Source organism: Streptomyces sp. NPDC090077 (assembly GCF_044747545.1).
Lineage (GTDB): Bacteria > Actinomycetota > Actinomycetes > Streptomycetales > Streptomycetaceae > Streptomyces.
Genome location: NZ_JBIVEG010000013.1, coordinates 76,154 through 92,302 on the forward strand (window position 1 = coordinate 76,154; position 16,149 = coordinate 92,302).

Below are 16,149 nucleotides of genomic sequence, written 5' to 3' on the forward strand. Positions count from 1 at the left end.
CAAAGGAACGCGGGCCCAACGGGTGTGCCGGACACGGGGATTGACCAGCGACGATCTTCCGTTTCCCCTCAGGCGATCAAGGAACGCCCCGGGAAACGGGCCGCCCCGGCCCTCCGCTTCGGCGCCGCCCCGCCGCGCCCCCGGGGCGGTCCCGGCCCGGCGAACATACGATGGGGCCTATGGCACAGGCCGTGGAGACGGGGCGGACCGTCATCCTGACCGTGGACGACGACCCGGGTGTCTCCCGCGCCATCGCCCGTGACCTGCGGCGCCGCTACGGGCCCGGGTACCGGATCGTGCGCGCCGAGTCCGGGGAGTCCGCGCTGGAGGCGCTGCGCGAGCTGAAGCTGCGCGGCGACCTGGTGGCCGTGATCCTCGCGGACTACCGGATGCCGCAGATGAACGGCATCGAGTTCCTGGAACAGGCACTGAACGTGTACCCGGGCGCACGGCGCGTGCTGCTGACCGCGTACGCGGACACGAACGCGGCGATCGACGCGATCAACGTGGTCGACCTCGACCACTACCTGCTCAAGCCCTGGGACCCGCCGGAGGAGAAGCTCTACCCGGTCCTGGACGACCTGCTCACGGCCTGGCGCTCCAGCGACTACCGGCCGGTGCCCGCCACCAAGGTGGTCGGGCACCGCTGGTCGGCCCCGTCCTCGCGGGTGCGGGACTTCCTGGCCCGCAACCAGGTGCCGTACCGCTGGTACTCCTCGGACGAGCCCGAGGGCCGGCGGCTGCTGGAGGCCGCCGGGGCCGACGGGCACCGCCTGCCGCTGGTGGTCACCCCGGAGGGCACCGCGCTGATCGAACCGGAGACGGCCGACCTCGCGGCCCACGTGGGGCTGGCCACGACCCCGGCGGCCGAGTTCTACGACCTCGTGGTGATCGGCGGCGGCCCGGCCGGGCTCGGCGCGGCGGTGTACGGGGCCTCCGAGGGGCTGCGGACCGTGCTGGTCGAGCGGTCGGCGACCGGCGGGCAGGCGGGCCAGAGCTCCCGCATCGAGAACTACCTCGGCTTCCCGGACGGGGTCTCGGGCGCACAGTTGACGGAGCGCGCCCGCCGGCAGGCCGCCCGCTTCGGCGCCGAGATCCTGACGGCGCGCGAGGTCACGGGCCTGGAGGTCAGGGGTCCGGCGCGGGTGGTCCGCTTCTCCGACGGTTCGGCGGTCGCCGCGCACAGCGTCATCCTGGCGACCGGGGTCTCGTACCGGCAGCTGGGGGCGCCCGGCTGCGACGAGCTGACCGGCCGGGGGGTGTACTACGGCTCCTCGCTCACGGAGGCGGCCTCCTGCGCGGGGCAGGACGTGTACGTCGTGGGCGGCGCCAACTCGGCCGGGCAGGCCGCCGTGTACCTGGCGCGGGGGGCGAAGTCGGTGACGCTGCTGGTACGCGGGGAGTCGCTGACGGCCTCGATGTCGTACTACCTGGTCCAGCAGATCGAGGAGGCCCCGAACATCGCGGTGCGCGCCCGGACGGTCGTCGAGGCGGCCGAGGGCGAGGACCACCTGGAGCGGCTGGTGCTGCGGGACCTGGACGGCGGTGCCACGGAGCCGGTCGACGCCCAGTACGTGTTCGTGTTCATCGGCGCGGCCCCGCTGACCGACTGGCTGGACGGCACGGTGCTGCGCGACGAGCACGGCTTCATCCTGGCCGGACCCGATCTGACGACGGATGGGCGGCCGCCGCCCGAGTGGGAGCCGGACCGGCTCCCGTACCACCTGGAGACCAACGTTCCCGGCGTGTTCGTGGCGGGCGACGCGCGCGCCCGGTCCGCCAAGCGCGTCGCGTCCGCCGTCGGGGAGGGCGCCATGGCCGTGATGCTCGTCCACCGGTACCTGGAGCAGCCGTGAACGGGGCGGAGGTGAACGGGCAGGGTGAAGGCGGGCAGGTCATGCCCTGCGCACCGCACGAGATCGCGTCCCTGTTCCTGTTCGAGGAGCTGTCCCCGGAGCAGCTGGGGCGGCTGTGCCACGAGGGGCGGGTGGAGCGCTTCGAGTCCGGTCCCGTGTACACCGAGGGCTCCCCCGCCACCTGCTTCTACGTGATGATCGAGGGCACGGTCGTGCTGTCGCGGCGGGTCGGCGCCGACGACGTCGAGGTGAGCCGGACCTCGCAGCGCGGGGTGTACTCGGGGGCGATGCAGGCGTACCTGGGCGACCGGGTGCCCCAGACGTACACCAACTCCATGCGGGTGACGGAGCCGACGCGGTTCTTCGTGCTGCCCGCGCAGTCGTTCGCGGACATCATGCGCGAGTGGTTCCCGATGGCGGCGCACCTGCTGGAGGGACTGTTCTTCGGTTCGCGGAACAGCCAGCGGGCGATCGGCCAGCGCGAACGCCTGCTGGCGCTCGGCTCGCTGTCCGCGGGCCTCACCCACGAGCTGAACAACCCCGCCGCGGCGGCGGTCCGGGCCACCGCGACGCTGCGCGAGCGGGTCGGCAAGATGCGGCACAAGCTGGCGCACATCTCCCAGGGCCGGTACACGCGCGAGGCGATCGCGGATCTCATCGAGATCCAGGAGCGCACGGTGGAGCGGGTCGCGAAGGCCCCGGCGCTGAGCCCGCTGGAGGCCTCCGACCGGGAGGACGAGCTGGCCGACTGGCTGGAGGAGCACGGCTTCCCGGAGGGCTGGCGGGTGGCGCCGGTCTTCGTGCAGGCCGGGCTGGACACGGACTGGCTGGAGCAGGTCGCGGCGGCCGTGGCCGAGGACCTGCTCCCGGCCGCCGTCGGCTGGCTCGGCTACACGGTCGAGACCGAGCTGCTGATGAGCGAGATCGAGGACTCCACGGCCCGCATCTCCCACCTCGTGGACGCGGCCAAGCAGTACTCGCAGCTCGACCGGGCCCCGCACCGGGTGGTGGACGTCCACGAACTCCTCGACAGCACGCTGCTGATGCTGTCCGGCAAGATCGGGCCCGGGGTGCGGGTGGTCAAGGAGTACGACCGGTCGGTGCCGGACGTGCCCGCCTATGCGGCCGAGCTCAACCAGGTGTGGACGAACCTGATCGACAACGCCGTGGCCGCCATTGCGGAGACCGGGGGCGAGGGCACGCTGACCGTCCGCACGGCGCGGGAGGGGGACCGGCTGCTGGTCGAGTTCCGCGACACCGGCCCGGGGGTGCCGCCCGAGATCCGCAGCCGGATCTTCGACCCCTTCTTCACCACCAAGCCGGTCGGCGAGGGCACCGGCCTGGGCCTGGACATCTCCTGGCGGATCGTGGTCGGCAAGCACCACGGCAGCCTCCAGGTCGAGTCCTCCCCCGGCGACACCCGCTTCCAGGTGCTGCTCCCGCTGACCCCACCGGACCCCTCCGAGGAGACCGCATGACCGAGACCGACGGCATCGACCCGACCGCCGCGCCCTCCGGCACCGGCTGCGTGGAGTGCGAGGAGGTGCACGGCTGGTGGTTCCACCTGCGCCGCTGCGCGCAGTGCGGGCACATCGGCTGCTGCGACTCCTCGCCGGCGCAGCACGCCACCGCCCACTGGAAGGCCACCGGCCATCCGCTGGTGCAGAGCTTCGAGCCGGGCGAGGACTGGTTCTGGAACTACGCCACGAGCGCCCTCCACCCGGGCGGACCGGCGCTCACCCCGCCCACCGAGCACCCGCCGACCCAGTCGTCCCCGGGCCCGTCCGGGCGCGTCCCGCAGGACTGGACGGGTCGGCTGCACCGCTGAACGCCTCCAGCCGGGCCAGCTCCCCGCTGCTCAGCGTGAGCTCCGCCGCCCCGGCCGAGTCGGTGATCGAAGCGGGGCGGCCGGCTCCGGGCACCGGGACGACGGTGGCGGAGCGGGTGAGCAGCCACGCCAGGGCGACCTGCTGGGGACTGACGCCGCGCTCGGCCGCGACGCGGTGGAAGGGGGTGCCGGCGGAGGTGGCGCCGGAGGGCCCGTCCAGGGAGCTGCGGGAGATGCCGCCGAGCGGGCTCCAGGGCAGGAAGGCCAGTCCCAGCCGGGCGCTCAGCAGCAGCTCGGCCTCGCTGTCGCGGACGGCGGGCGAGTACCGGTTCTGGACGGAGACGAGGCCGTCGCCGAGGATCTCGTGCGCCTGGCGGATCTGGGCGCAGGTGACGTTGGAGATGCCGGCGGCGCGGATCGTGCCGGCGTCGACGAGGTCGCGCAGCGCGCCGACGGAGTCCGCCCAGGGCACGGCCGGATCGGGTTTGTGCAGCTGGTAGAGGCCGATGGCGTCGACGCCCAGGCGCCGGGCGGAGGCTTCGGCGGCGCGCCTGAGGTGTGCGGGGGTGGCGTCGACGGTCCAGCTGCCGTCGCCGGGGCGGCCGCGGCCGCCCTTGGTGGCCACCAGGACGTCCGAGGTGTCGCCGCCGTAGCCGGCCAGGGCGCGGGCGATCAGCCGCTCGTTGTGGCCTTCCTCGCCAGCGTGCCAGTGGTAGCTGTCGGCGGTGTCGATGAGCGTGACGCCGGCGTCGAGGGCGGCGTGGACGGTGGCGAGGGCCCGTGCCTCGTCGGGGCGGTGCTCGATGGACAGGGGCATCGCGCCGAGGCCGATGGCGCTGACGGTGGCGTGTCCGATGGTGCGGTGGCGCATGGTGGGGCTCCTGTTCCTCAGGCGCTGCTTCTTCTTCAGGCGCGGTGGGACGGATAGGCGGCGAGGGCTTCGGCGACGGCTCCGGGCAGCCAGTCGGCGGTGCGGGAGAAGCGGAAGCCCAGCTCCTTCGCGCGGGAGTTGCTCATGGCGTAGGGGCGGTCGAAGGAGAACGGCGAGGCGTCCGCGCCCGCCGGAACGGTCCGCAGGAGGGCCTCCCGGCCGGTCCGGGCGGTGATGGCGGCGGTGAGGCCGTGCACGTCGAGCGGGCCGTCGGAGCAGGCGTTGACGGGGCCGGTGAACTCGGCGCCGGCCGCCCACGCCAGCAGGTCCGCCAGCTCCTCGTGGTGGATGAAGACCGTGGGCAGCGGCTCCGCGTGCACGGCGATCTCCTCGCCCCGGGCGATGCGCCCGGTGTAGTGCGCCAGCCGGCCGGTGAAGTCCAGCGCGCCGCCCCCGAGCACGTGGGCGCTGCGCACACTGGCGAATGCGAAGCCGCCGGCGCCGGCGAGGACGGCCTCCGCCTGGCGCTTGCCCTCGGCGTAGTGCGCCTCCAGGTACGCCGGGTCGTGCCAGGGAAGGTCCGGGGCCACCCGCCAGGCGGCCGGGTCCACGACCGCTTCCGGCACGGGCGTGCCGGCGGGTACGGCGGGCAGGTCGGCGGTCGCGGGGTCGTAGACCTCGATCGTGGAGGTCATGACGTAGCGCCGGGTGCGGCCGGCGAAGGCGCGGGCGGCGATGGCGGCCTGCACCGGGGTGTAGCAGACCTGGTCGACGACGGTGTCGAAGGTCCGGCCGGCGAGGGCGGCGCCGAGGGCGGCCTCGTCGTTCCGGTCGACGACGAGGTGCTCGACCCCCTCGGGCGGTGGGGTGGAGCCGCGGTTGACCACGGTGACCCGGTGCCCCGCGGCGTGCAGGCGCTCGACCAGGAGCCTTCCGAAGTACCGGCTTCCGCCGATGACGATGATCTTTTGCATGGCCTCATCGTGGGGGCCTAGGGTCATCAGCAGAAGTCCCGATCTGCTGGTTGCGTATGAAGGAAAACTGTTGATCGATGTGCAGCGGCTCCGCGTCCTGCGGGCGGTGGCGGAGCACGGCAGTTTCAACCGGGCGGCCACGGCCCTGCGCCTGACCCCCTCGGCGGTCTCCCAGCAGATCGCCGCCCTGGAGCGCGGTCTCGGGGCGCGGGTCGTCGACCGCAGCACCCGGGGGGTGGTGCTCACCCCGGCCGGCCGGATCATGGTCGGCGCCGCCGAGACCGTCGCGGCCGAGCTCGCCCACGCGCGCCGACAGGTGGACCGGCTCGGCACGGGGCGCACCCAGCTGACCGTGGGCACGTTCACCAGCGGCGGCAGACTGCTGCTGCCGGACGTGCTGGCCCGGCTGACGGCGGAGCACCCCGGCACGGTGGTCCACGTCCGGGAGGGCGAACCCGAGGACACCCTGCCGCTGGTCCGCCAGGGCGCCGTGGACCTCGCCCTCGCCTACCACTTCGACGGCCCGCTGCCCGTCGGGCCGGGCTCCGGCTCCGGGCTGGAGTGGACCCCGCTCCTGGAAGACCCGCTGTACGTGGTCCTGCCGCAGGGGCACCGGTTCGCCGGGCGCGCGGCCCTGGACCTCTCCGAGCTGGCGGGCGAACCCTGGGTGCTCGGCTGCCTGCGCACCGAGGCGTACCTGCGCCGCTACGCCGAGCGGGCCGGGTTCGAGCCCGAGGTGCGCGGGACCACCACCGACTACTTCTTCGCGCGCTCGCTGGTCGCGGCGGGCACGGGGATCTCGCTGATCCCCTCCATCGCGCTCGGCCCGGAGGTCCCGGGCCTGCGCGCCGTCCCGGTCAGCGCGCCGGGACCGGTCCGCCACGTCGGGGTCGCCGTGCTCGCCCGCGGCGGCCGGCCCCACGTCACCGCGCTCGTCGAGGCCCTGCGCGAGCGGGCGGCGCGGCACGCGGGGGGCTGACCGGCCGGACCCGCTAGCGCGTGTACCTGCGGATGCGGTAGCGCAGCCCGGACGTCGAGGAGTGCCAGGCGCCGTCGCCGTCGGCCGTCCATTCCGGACCGGGTACGGGGGCGTGGGTGTCGCCCTGCACCTGCGCGTCGATCTCGGTGACCGAGAGGACCGTGGCGTGCTCCAGGGCGGCCCGGTAGATCTCGCCGCCGCCGATCACCCACGTCTCGGCGGCGCCGGCCGCCCGTTCCAGGGCCTCGGGGACCGAGCCGGCGCGCACCGCGCCCTCGGCCCGCCACTCCGGGTCGCGGGTGACGACGATGTTCAGCCGGCCGGCGAGCGGGCGGAACCGCGGGGGCAGCGAATCCCAGGTCTTGCGGCCCATCACCACGGGGTGGCCGAGGGTGGTGGCCTTGAAGTGCGCCATGTCCTCGGGCAGCCGCCACGGGATCGCGTTGTCCGCGCCGATGACCCCGTCGAGGGTCTGCGCCCAGATCAGTCCGACGGTCATACCGCCACCGGCGCCTTGATCGCCGGGTGGTGCCGGTAGTCGAGCACCTCCACGTCGGCGTAGGCGTAGTCGAAGATCGAGTCGGCCTTGTGCAGGCGCAGCTCGGGGAAGTCGTACGGGGTGCGCGACAGCTGCTCGGTCACCTGCGCGACGTGGTTGTCGTAGATGTGGCAGTCGCCGCCGGTCCAGATGAAGTCACCCGGTTCGAGGCCGGTCTGCTGCGCCACCATGTGGGTGAGCAGGGCGTAGCTGGCGATGTTGAACGGGACGCCGAGGAACAGGTCCGCGCTGCGCTGGTACAGCTGGCAGGAGAGCCTGCCGTCGGCCACGTAGAACTGGAAGAAGGCGTGGCACGGGGCGAGCGCCATCCGGGACAGCTCGGAGACGTTCCAGGCGGAGACGATCATCCGGCGGGAGTCCGGGTCGTTGCGCAGCGTGTCGAGCACCTCGGTGATCTGGTCCACGTGCCGGCCGTCGGGGGTGGGCCAGGAACGCCACTGGACGCCGTACACCGGTCCGAGCTCACCGTCCGCGTCGGCCCATTCGTCCCAGATGGTGACGCCGTGCTCCTGGAGCCAGCCGACGTTCGAGTCGCCGCGCAGGAACCACAGCAGCTCGTACACGATCGACTTCAGGTGCACCTTCTTGGTGGTGACCAGGGGAAATCCCTGAGAGAGGTCGTAACGCAGCTGGTGCCCGAACACGCTTCGGGTACCGGTGCCCGTCCGGTCGGCCTTCGCCGTCCCGGAGGTGAGCACATGCCGCAAGAGGTCTTCGTACTGGGTGTCCGCCACAACCGTCGAGTCTACGAGCCCGCGAGCGGTCGATCTAATCGGGGAGCTCCTCACCTGCGTCGCCACTCCTCCGCGAGCAGGCGGTAGGAGCGGACGCGGTCCGCGTGGTCGTGGGTGATGGTGGTGATCAGCAGCTCGTCCGCCCCGGTGGCCTCCTGGAGCCGCTCCAGGTGGTCGGCGACGGTCCGCGCGGAGCCGACGAACTGGGTCTCCACCCGGTCGGCGACGAGTGCCCGGTCCGCCTCGGTCCAGGGCAGGGCGCGCGCCTCGTCCGGGGTGGGGAAGGGGATGGCGCCCTCGGCGGTGCGGATGCTGCGCACCCAGGGCCCGTATCCGGTGGCCAGCTCGCGGGCGGTCGCGTCGTCCTCGGCGACGACGACGTCGGCGGAGACGGTCAGGTACGGCCGGTCCAGCCCGGCGGAGGGCTTGAAGGCGGCCCGGTAGCCCTCGGCCGCCTCCAGCACCGAGGCGGGGCTGACGTGGTAGTTGGCCGCGAACCTGAGCCCGTTGCGGCCGGCGGTCTCCGCGCTGACCCCGCCGCTGCTCCCCAGGATCCACACCTGTACGTCGGCCCCCTCCCCCGGGACGGCGTGCGCCTCCACCCCGTCCGGGGAGCGGTAGTCGCCCCGCAGCAGCGCGAGGACGTCGTCGACCTGCTCGGCGTAGTCCTGCGGCTGTGCTCCGGGCAGGTTCAGCAGCCGCTGCTGGAGCGCGACCCTCGGGTGGCCCAGCAGGTGCGCGAAGGAGAAGCGGGGCGGGATGCGCAGCCCGTTCGGCGTGTACCCCTCGAAGGGCTCGGCCGCCGCGGGGTCGCGCTGCGGCGGCCGGCCGGCGGAGCGGCCCAGGCCCAGGTCCAGCCGTCCGGGGTGCAGCGCGTCGATCAGTCCGAACTCCTCGACCGTGGAGAGGGCGGTGCGGTGCCCGAGCTGGACGGCTCCGGAGCCGAGCCGGATGGTGCTGGTCGCGGAGGCGGTGAGCGCGAGGACGACCGCCGGGGAGGTTCCGGCGACCCCCGGGTTGAGGTGGTGCTCGGCGAACCAGTAGCGGGCGTAGCCGAAGGCCTCCGTCTGCCGGGCGAGGTCGATGCTGTGGTGCAGGGCCGCGGCGGCGGTGCCGCCGGACGGGACGGGGACGAGGTCGAGGACCCCCAGGGGGATGCCGGACATGCCGGGCTCCTTTACAGGTCTTTACGCGTCGGGGAAGGCGGGGTCGGGGATCTCCCGGCGCAGCACGGGGGCGATCTCCGACTGGAAGAGTTCGAGGGAGGCCCGGTGCTCCGCCGGGGCGAGTCCGCCCGGTTCGGCCTGGAGGTGCAGGGCCGTGTGGCCGAACTCCTCGTGGTAGCGGTGGACCTTCTCGATCACCTGCTGGGGGCTGCCGACGAGGGCGGAGCTCCGCTCGACGAAGTCCTCCAGGGTGGGGAAGACGGGCGCCAGCCCCTGCCGCTCGTGGGAGTCCAGGTAGCGGGCGAAGGCCGGCCGGTACGCCGCCACCGCCCGCTGTGAGGTGGGGGCCGCGTGGTAGCCGGCCGTGCCCGCGCCGACGACGGCGTGCGCCGGGTCGTGGCCGTGGTGCTCCCAGCGTTCGCGGTAGTGGCGGACCAGTGCGGCGTACGGGGCGATCGGGTGGGTGACGTTGGCCGAGAAGAGCGGGTCCCCGTAGCGGGCCGCGAGGTCGACGGACTCCCGGCTGGTCGCGCTGCCGTGCCAGACCCGCAGGGCGGGCTGGAGCGGCCTGGGGAGCACCTCGGCGCCGTCCAGGGCGGGGCGGAAGCGGGGCTCGGCGGTCACCCGGTCCTCGCGCCAGATCCGCCGGAACAGCTCGTAGCCCTCGGCGTTGCGCTCCCACTGGTCCTCGGGGGTCACGTGGAACAGCTCCCGCTGCGCCGTGCCGTTGCCCTTGCCGATCATCAGCTCCAGCCGGCCGTCGCTGAGGTGGTCCAGGGTCGCGTAGTCCTCGTAGGCCCGTACCGGGTCCAGCAGGCTCAGGGTGGTCACGGCCGTGAACAGCCGGATCCGGCTGGTCAGGGCGGCGATGTGGCCGAGCACCACGGGGGGCGAGGAGGAGAGGAACGGCCGCTCGTGGCGCTCGCCGACGCCGAAGCCGTCGAAGCCGAGCTCCTCCGCGAGGAGTGCGGCGGAGACGACCTGCCGGAACCGCTCCCGGGTGGGTGTGGGGGCCCCGGTCACCGGGTCCGCGGAGTCCGTGATCAGGGTGACTGCCAGGAACTTCACGAGGCGGCGGCCTGCCGGGAGTCCGTTCGCGCGCCGGGGACGGAGAGCCCGAGGTGGTCGCGGAGGGTGGTGCCCTCGTACTCGGTGCGGAAGACCCCGCGCTCCTGGAGGAGCGGTACGACGGTGTCGGCGAAGACGTCCAGGCCGCCCGGGGTGATGTGGGGCACCAGGATGAACCCGTCGGCGGCGTCCGCCTGCACCAGGCCGTCGATCGTGGCGGCGACCGTGGCGGCGGAGCCGACGAAGGTCTGGCGGGCGGTGGTCGCGATGACGAGCTCGCGGATCGACAGGTTCTTGGCGCGGGCGAGCTCGCGCCACTGCCGGGCGGTTTCGAGCGGGTCGCGGAACTGGCGGACGCTGGCCCGGCCGAGGGCGATGGTGTTCTCTCCGGGGTCGGGGTCGACGTCGGGCAGCGGCCCGTCGGGATCGTAGGCGGACAGGTCGCGGTTCCAGACGTGCTCCAGGTACTTGATCGCGGTCTGCCCGCTCACCTGGAGGCGGCGCACCTCGTGCGCGGTCTCGTGCGCCTCGGCGTCGGTGTCGCCGAGGACGAAGGTGGCCGCGGGAAGGATCTTCAACTGGTCCGCTGTACGACCGTACTTGGGGAGGCGGCCCTTGACGTCGGCGTAGAACGCCCGCCCCTCGTCGAGGGTCCCGTACCGGCCGAAGATCGCGTCGGCGCCGGCGGCGGCGAACTCGCGCCCCTCGTCGGAGTCGCCCGCCTGGAAGACCACGGGCCTGCCCTGCGGGCTGCGCGGCACGTTGAAGTGGCCCTCGATGTCGAAGTGCCGTCCGCGGTGGGTGAAGGCACCTGCCCGGGCGTCGCGCAGGAAGGCTCCCGACACCGGGTCGGCGACGATCTCGGTGCCGTCCCAGGAGTCGAACAGCTCGGTGGCGGTGGCCAGGAACTCCTGCGCGCGGGAGTAGCGGTCCTCGCGGGGCAGGAACCCGCCCCGCCGGAAGTTCTCCCCGGTGAAGGCGTCCCAGGAGGTCACCACGTTCCAGGCGGCGCGGCCGGCGGACAGGTGGTCGAGGCTGGCGAACTGGCGGGCCACCTCGTAGGGCTCGTTGAAGGTGGAGTTGATGGTCCCGGTCAGGCCCAGGCGTTCGGTGACGGCGGCGAGCGCGGCGAGCACGGTGAAGGTGTCGGGGCGGCCGACCACGTCCAGGTCGTAGATCTGCCCGCCCTGTTCGCGCAGCCTCAGCCCCTCGGCGAGGAAGAGGAAGTCGAACTTCGCGCGCTCGGCGGTGCGCGCGAAGTGGACGAAGGAGTCGAAGTCGATGTGGCTGCCGGCCGCCGGGTCGCTCCACACGGTGGTGTTGTTGACGCCGGGGAAGTGGGCCGCGAGATGGATCTGCTTGAGCGGCTTGCTGCTCATGACGGAGGCCTTCCGGTCCGGGATCAGGCTGCGGGGTGGGTGGCGTACCGGCCCGCCGGGCGTTCCAGGCCCAGCAGTCCGCGCAGGGTGTCCGCCTCGTACGCGCGGCGGAAGGCCCCGCGCCGCTGGAGCTCCGGCACCAGCCCCCGGGTGATCGCGGGCAGGTCGTGGGCGAGGGCTCCGGGCCGCAGCCGGAAGCCCGTCAGGCCGGCCGTCCGCCAGTCCTGGAGCAGGTCCGCCAGCTGCGCGGGGGTGCCGGTGAAGACGGCTTCGCCGCCGTCGTGGGCGCCGCCCGCCAGGGCGTCGAGGCGGTCCCTGCGGGCGGCGGCCGCCGGGCCGTCCTCGTCCAGGTACACGGTGAGCTCCCCGAAGAGGTGCAGCGGCTGCGCCGGGGATCCGGCGGTCTCCCGGGCCCGCCGGATCCCCTCGGCCGCGGCACGGGCCCCGTCCGGATCGCGCAGGGAGAGGTAGCCGATGTCGGCGGCACGGGCGATGAGCCCGTACGAGGGGGCGCCGGCGGCGCCCGCTGCGGTGACCACGGGCTGCCCCTGGGGCGGGCGGGGGGTGATCGAGGGGCCCCGCACGCTGAAGTGGCGGCCTTCGAAGTCGATGTAGTGCAGCTTGTCGCGGTCGACGAACCGGCCGGTGGCCACGTCCCGGATCTCGGCGTCGTCGTCCCAGCTGTCCCACAGCCGCCGGACCACCTCGATGTGGTCCCCGGCCTCCTCGTACGCCTCGTCGTCGGGGAGGGCGGCCGCGCGCCGTCCGAAGTGCCGCAGTTCGTGGGCCGGCTGTGACACCTGGACGTCCAGGCCGGCCCGGCCCCGGCTGACGTGGTCCAGGGTGGCGATCGCCTTGGATATGTGGAAGGGCTCGGTGTGGGTGGCGGTCACGGTCGGGACGAGTCCGATGGTGCGGGTCAGCGGTGCGACGCGGGCGGCGGTGAGCACGGCGTCCAGCCGCCCGCGGACCCGGTCCGTGCGGCCGTCGGGCCCGTCGGCCGAGGAGGACTGGAGGGTCAGTGCGTCGTCGAAGGAGACGAAGTCGAGCAGTCCGGCCTCGGCCTCGGCCACGGCGTCGGCCCAGTACCCGGCCGTGAGGAGTTCGCCGGGCCGGGCGCCGGGCTCGCGCCAGGCGGCGGGGTGCCGGCCGGCGCCGTCGAGGGCGACGGCGAGGTGCAGCGTTCCGGAATCCGCCGGCCGGAACGTGCGGCCGGATGTGGACGGGGACGGGAATTCGGAGGTGAATTCGGAAGGGAATTCGGGTTCGGACACGTCGAATTACGCCTTTCCCGTCGACCCGACGAGGGGGCCGACGCCTGGTGCGAGATCCATTCGGAACGCTACGCCCGGTACCGGGGCCATACAATGACCGTGGTGTGAAGAGAACTTGGCAGCGGTGTTGCCGGGTGCGCCGCCGCCCGCGCCGGTGCTCAGGAGTTGCTCACCGGGAGGCCGGGCGGGTCGACCTCCGAGGTGGTGACGGCCTCGTCGGACAGGTTCCAGGCGGCGAGCAGCTGCGCGTACTGGCCGGTACCGATCAGGTGGTTGACCGCCTGGGCCACCGGCCGGGCGAGTCCGCTGTCCTTCTTGGCGGTCGCGGCGATCAGCCCCTGGAGCGACTCCCCGGCTCCGGAGAAGGTGCCGGCGCTGCGCGTGGCGGCGGCGCTCCCGGCCGTCTGGGTGACGTGGTAGGCGGCGGCCGGGTTGGGCCCGAAGCTGAGGTCGATCTTCTTCCCGCTCAGGGCCAGGTAGGCGCTGTTGACGTCGGGGAAGTACTTGACGGTGACGTCCTTGCCCTCCGCCTGGAGCTTGCGCTGCCACTCCAGCAGGATCCGCTCCTGATTGGTGCCCCTGCTGACCGCGACGGTCTTGCCCGCGAGGCCCCGGTAGTCGCCGCCGAAGTTCCAGGGGTCGTCGTTGCGCGCCTCGAAGGCCAGGTCGTCCTGCCGGTAGGAGGCGAACTCGTACTTCTTCTTGCGCTCCTCGGTGACCGTGACGTTGGTGAAGGCCACGTCCACCTTGCCGCTGTCGATGCCGACGAACAGGTTCTCCCAGGTGGAGTTCTTCACCACCGGCTTGAGCCCGAGGACGGCGGCCACCAGCCGGCCGAGGTCGGGTTCCGACCCGGTGAGGGTCTTCTGGTCGGTGCCGACGTACGCGAGCGGCGGGAAGCCCGCGGGCAGCGCGCCCACGCCGATCACGAGCTCGCCCCGGTCCCGGACCTCCTTCGGCAGCTGGGCCCGCAGCTCCTCCACGGCGGGGACGGTCAGTTCGGCCTGCCGGGCGGCGCCGTTGGACAGCGCGCCGACGGTGACGACGTCCCCGCCCGGCCCGTCGGCCTCGGCCTCGCCCCCGCACGCGGTGAGGCCCGCGGCGAGCGCCACGGTGGCGGTGGCGGCGCCGAGGCCGCGGACGAGTCGGGTGCGCAGGGTGCTTCGGCGGTGCATGGTCGGTGTTCCCTTTCGTTCTGGGTCGGAAGGCGGCGGGGTCACAGGACCCTGCTCAGGAACTCCCGCGTACGGGGGTGGGACGGCCGGTCCAGGACCTGTTCCGGCGGGCCCTGCTCGACGATGCGGCCGTCGTCGAGGAAGACGACCTCGTCGGCGACCTCGCGGGCGAAGCCGATCTCGTGCGTGACGATGACCAGCGTGGTGCCGCCGGTGGCGAGGTCCTTGATGACGGACAGCACTTCGCCGACGAGTTCGGGGTCGAGGGCGGAGGTCGGTTCGTCGAAGAGGATGACTCCGGGCCGCAGGGCGAGGGCGCGGGCGATGGCCACGCGCTGCTGCTGGCCGCCGGACAGCTGGCGGGGATAGGCGCCGGTCCGCTCGCCGAGGCCGACGCGCTCCAGGAGTTCGCGGGCCAGGGCCCGGGCCCGCGGCCGGGGCAGCCGGCCGGTGGCCACCGGGGCCGCGGCCACGTTGTCCAGGACGGTCAGGTGCGGGAAGAGGTTGAAGTTCTGGAACACGAAGCCGATCCGTCCGCGCTGGGCGAGGATCGCCCGCTCGCCGAGCTCCTTCAGCCGCCCGCCGTGCCGTTGCACGCCGATGAGCTCGCCGCCCACGCTGACGTATCCGGCCTCGGGCTTCTCCAGGTGGTTGATGACCCGCAGCAGGGTGGACTTGCCGGATCCCGAACGGCCCAGGACCGCGGTGACCGTGCCCGGCCGGAGCGTCAGGCTCACCCCGTCCAGGACCTGCCGGCCGCCGTACCACTTGTGCACGCCGTGGACCTCGATCGCGGCGGGCCGCGCGGCGGTGGTCATCGTGCCGTCTCCTTCCGGAAGCGGTGCCTCAGGTCGCGCAGGCCCGTCCGGGCCCGCTGGAGGGGGGTGGGCGGTACGGTGCGCAGCGCGCCGCGCGCGTAGTACCGCTCGACGTAGTACTGCACGACCGAGAGGACGCTGGTGAGGACCACGTACCAGCAGGTGGCCACCAGCAGCAGCGGCACCACGTCGCCGGGGTAGGTGGCGCCCAGGCTCTGCACGGAGCCGAACAGGTCGAGCAGCGACACGTAGAAGACCAGGGAGGTCGCCTTGACCAGCCCGACGAGCTGGTTGACGTAGGCGGGGACGATGGAGCGCAGGGCCTGCGGGAAGACGATCCGGGCGAACTGGTAGCGCCTGGGCAGCCCCAGTGCGGCCGCCGCCTCGTGCTGGCCCTGGTCGACGGAGAGCACCCCGGCCCGGACCACCTCGGCCGCGTAGGCCGCCTCGCTCAGGCTCAGCCCCACGACGGCCACGGCCATGTCGGTGGCGAGGCGGGACTCGTCGAAGGTGAAGAAGGCCGGCCCGAAGGGCACGCCGATGCTCAGGGCGGGGTAGAGGGCGCCGAGGTTGTAGAGGAAGAGCAGGACCACGATCAGCGGAACGGAGCGCAGCAGCCAGACGTACGTCCAGCTGACCGACCGCAGGACGGGGTTCGCGGAGAGCCGGCCGAGGGCGAGCAGGATGCCGCCCGCGAGGCCCAGGACCGCGCTGTACGCGGCCACCTGGAGGGTGACGGCCAGGCCCTCCAGGATCACCGGGCGGGCGAACCAGTACGCGAACCGGTCCCACTGGTAGAAGGGGTTGGCGACCAGCCCGTGGGCCGCCTGGGCGGCCAGCACCAGCACGACGGCGGCCGCGGCCCACCGGCCGGGGCGGCGCAGCGGGAGCACCCGCTCCGCGGGCTTCGGCGGCCCCGGGGGTGCGCTGAGGACGAGTGATTCGGTCAAGGGCGCTCCCACGGCATTCGATGGACCGGCGAAACGGTGAAAGGGTGAAACGGCGAAGGGGTGAAACGGCGAAAGGACGGAACGGTGAAATGACGGAACGGCACACGGCAGAACGGCGAAACGGCGCATCGAGAAGCAGCCGTCGTGTACCCGGCCGAGGAGGCCGCTGATGTGGATTTCTGCGGCGTAAGCTAGGCAGCCCGCAGAAGGGCTGTCAACGGCCCTGATATCGGAATGGGCCCCGGCCCGCGGCGATTTCATCGGCCGTACACACAACGCCTTCCGGTGAAACGAATCCGCCTTCCCGGGGCGGGCCGCCGGACGAACTCCCCCGGTCCACGGGCCGCCTGACGGGGGGTCCCGCCGCGCCCGCCTCCCCCGACCGCCGCGAACAGGCCGCTGACCTGTGACGTCTTTCATCGCGAGACCGGCCTGTCCACGATCCGGTCGCCGTCTTGCCGGAAGGTCGCTTCGGGGCGAGTATTCCTATCAATCCGATGGGAAAAGTGGGGATCCGG

The 16,149-nt window shown here is 73.2% G+C and carries 15 protein-coding genes; 4 read left to right on the forward strand and 11 right to left on the reverse strand.

Annotated features, from left to right (window positions below; translation table 11 throughout):
* Positions 1-179: 179 nt before the first annotated feature.
* From ACIPW5_RS22120 to ACIPW5_RS22130, 3 genes are read left to right on the forward strand one after another with little or no spacing between them, the layout of a single operon-like run.
* Positions 180-1,856, forward strand: coding sequence for an FAD-dependent oxidoreductase (locus ACIPW5_RS22120; RefSeq protein ID WP_401247402.1), 1,677 nt, complete (start codon positions 180-182; stop codon positions 1,854-1,856).
* Positions 1,857-1,897: 41 nt separating this feature from the next.
* The gene (locus ACIPW5_RS22125) at positions 1,898-3,334 is read left to right on the forward strand and encodes an ATP-binding protein (RefSeq protein ID WP_401247404.1); all 1,437 of its coding nucleotides are present in this window, start codon (positions 1,898-1,900) and stop codon (positions 3,332-3,334) included.
* Positions 3,331-3,684, forward strand: a complete 354-nt coding sequence (locus ACIPW5_RS22130) for a UBP-type zinc finger domain-containing protein (protein WP_401247406.1) — start codon at positions 3,331-3,333, stop codon at positions 3,682-3,684. The genes ACIPW5_RS22125 and ACIPW5_RS22130 overlap by 4 nt, the downstream gene beginning before the upstream one ends.
* Here the strand turns inward: ACIPW5_RS22130 and ACIPW5_RS22135 are convergent.
* Complete coding sequence (locus ACIPW5_RS22135) at positions 3,593-4,555, reverse strand: aldo/keto reductase (protein ID WP_401247409.1); 963 nt, start codon at positions 4,553-4,555, stop codon at positions 3,593-3,595. The two genes, ACIPW5_RS22130 and ACIPW5_RS22135, sit on opposite strands and share 92 nt — an antisense overlap.
* A gap of 35 nt (positions 4,556-4,590) precedes the next feature.
* Positions 4,591-5,529, reverse strand: coding sequence for an NAD-dependent epimerase/dehydratase family protein (locus ACIPW5_RS22140; protein WP_401247411.1), 939 nt, complete (start codon positions 5,527-5,529; stop codon positions 4,591-4,593).
* A 70-nt stretch (positions 5,530-5,599) separates the two neighbouring features.
* Between ACIPW5_RS22140 and ACIPW5_RS22145 the strand changes: the two genes are divergently transcribed.
* Positions 5,600-6,508, forward strand: a complete 909-nt coding sequence (locus tag ACIPW5_RS22145; protein WP_401247414.1) for a LysR family transcriptional regulator — start codon at positions 5,600-5,602, stop codon at positions 6,506-6,508.
* Positions 6,509-6,521: 13 nt separating this feature from the next.
* Here ACIPW5_RS22145 and ACIPW5_RS22150 read toward each other — a convergent pair whose 3' ends face one another.
* From ACIPW5_RS22150 to ACIPW5_RS22190, 9 genes are all read right to left on the reverse strand, one after another.
* Positions 6,522-7,007 (reverse strand): dihydrofolate reductase, encoded by a 486-nt coding sequence (locus tag ACIPW5_RS22150; RefSeq protein WP_401247417.1) that lies wholly within the window; start codon positions 7,005-7,007, stop codon positions 6,522-6,524.
* The gene (locus ACIPW5_RS22155) at positions 7,004-7,801 is read right to left on the reverse strand and encodes a thymidylate synthase (RefSeq protein ID WP_401247420.1); all 798 of its coding nucleotides are present in this window, start codon (positions 7,799-7,801) and stop codon (positions 7,004-7,006) included. Before ACIPW5_RS22155 ends, ACIPW5_RS22150 begins: the two co-directional genes overlap by 4 nt.
* Before the next feature lie 50 nt (positions 7,802-7,851).
* Positions 7,852-8,967, reverse strand: coding sequence for an LLM class flavin-dependent oxidoreductase (locus ACIPW5_RS22160; protein ID WP_401247423.1), 1,116 nt, complete (start codon positions 8,965-8,967; stop codon positions 7,852-7,854).
* Between the two features lie 21 nt (positions 8,968-8,988).
* The gene (locus ACIPW5_RS22165) at positions 8,989-10,035 is read right to left on the reverse strand and encodes an LLM class flavin-dependent oxidoreductase (protein WP_401247426.1); all 1,047 of its coding nucleotides are present in this window, start codon (positions 10,033-10,035) and stop codon (positions 8,989-8,991) included.
* Entirely contained in the window at positions 10,032-11,414 is a 1,383-nt protein-coding gene (locus tag ACIPW5_RS22170; RefSeq protein ID WP_401247429.1) for an NtaA/DmoA family FMN-dependent monooxygenase, read from the reverse strand. The genes ACIPW5_RS22165 and ACIPW5_RS22170 overlap by 4 nt, the downstream gene beginning before the upstream one ends.
* Positions 11,415-11,437: 23 nt before the next feature.
* Positions 11,438-12,595 carry an LLM class flavin-dependent oxidoreductase gene (locus tag ACIPW5_RS22175; RefSeq protein WP_401247763.1) on the reverse strand — a complete coding sequence of 386 codons (1,158 nt, stop codon included), beginning with the start codon at positions 12,593-12,595 and terminating at the stop codon, positions 11,438-11,440.
* A 251-nt stretch (positions 12,596-12,846) separates the two neighbouring features.
* Positions 12,847-13,863 carry a transporter substrate-binding domain-containing protein gene (locus ACIPW5_RS22180; RefSeq protein ID WP_401247431.1) on the reverse strand — a complete coding sequence of 339 codons (1,017 nt, stop codon included), beginning with the start codon at positions 13,861-13,863 and terminating at the stop codon, positions 12,847-12,849.
* Between the two features lie 41 nt (positions 13,864-13,904).
* Positions 13,905-14,681 (reverse strand): amino acid ABC transporter ATP-binding protein, encoded by a 777-nt coding sequence (locus ACIPW5_RS22185; RefSeq protein ID WP_401247434.1) that lies wholly within the window; start codon positions 14,679-14,681, stop codon positions 13,905-13,907.
* Positions 14,678-15,631 carry an amino acid ABC transporter permease gene (locus ACIPW5_RS22190; protein ID WP_401247437.1) on the reverse strand — a complete coding sequence of 318 codons (954 nt, stop codon included), beginning with the start codon at positions 15,629-15,631 and terminating at the stop codon, positions 14,678-14,680. Before ACIPW5_RS22190 ends, ACIPW5_RS22185 begins: the two co-directional genes overlap by 4 nt.
* Between the last annotated feature and the right edge of the window lie 518 nt (positions 15,632-16,149).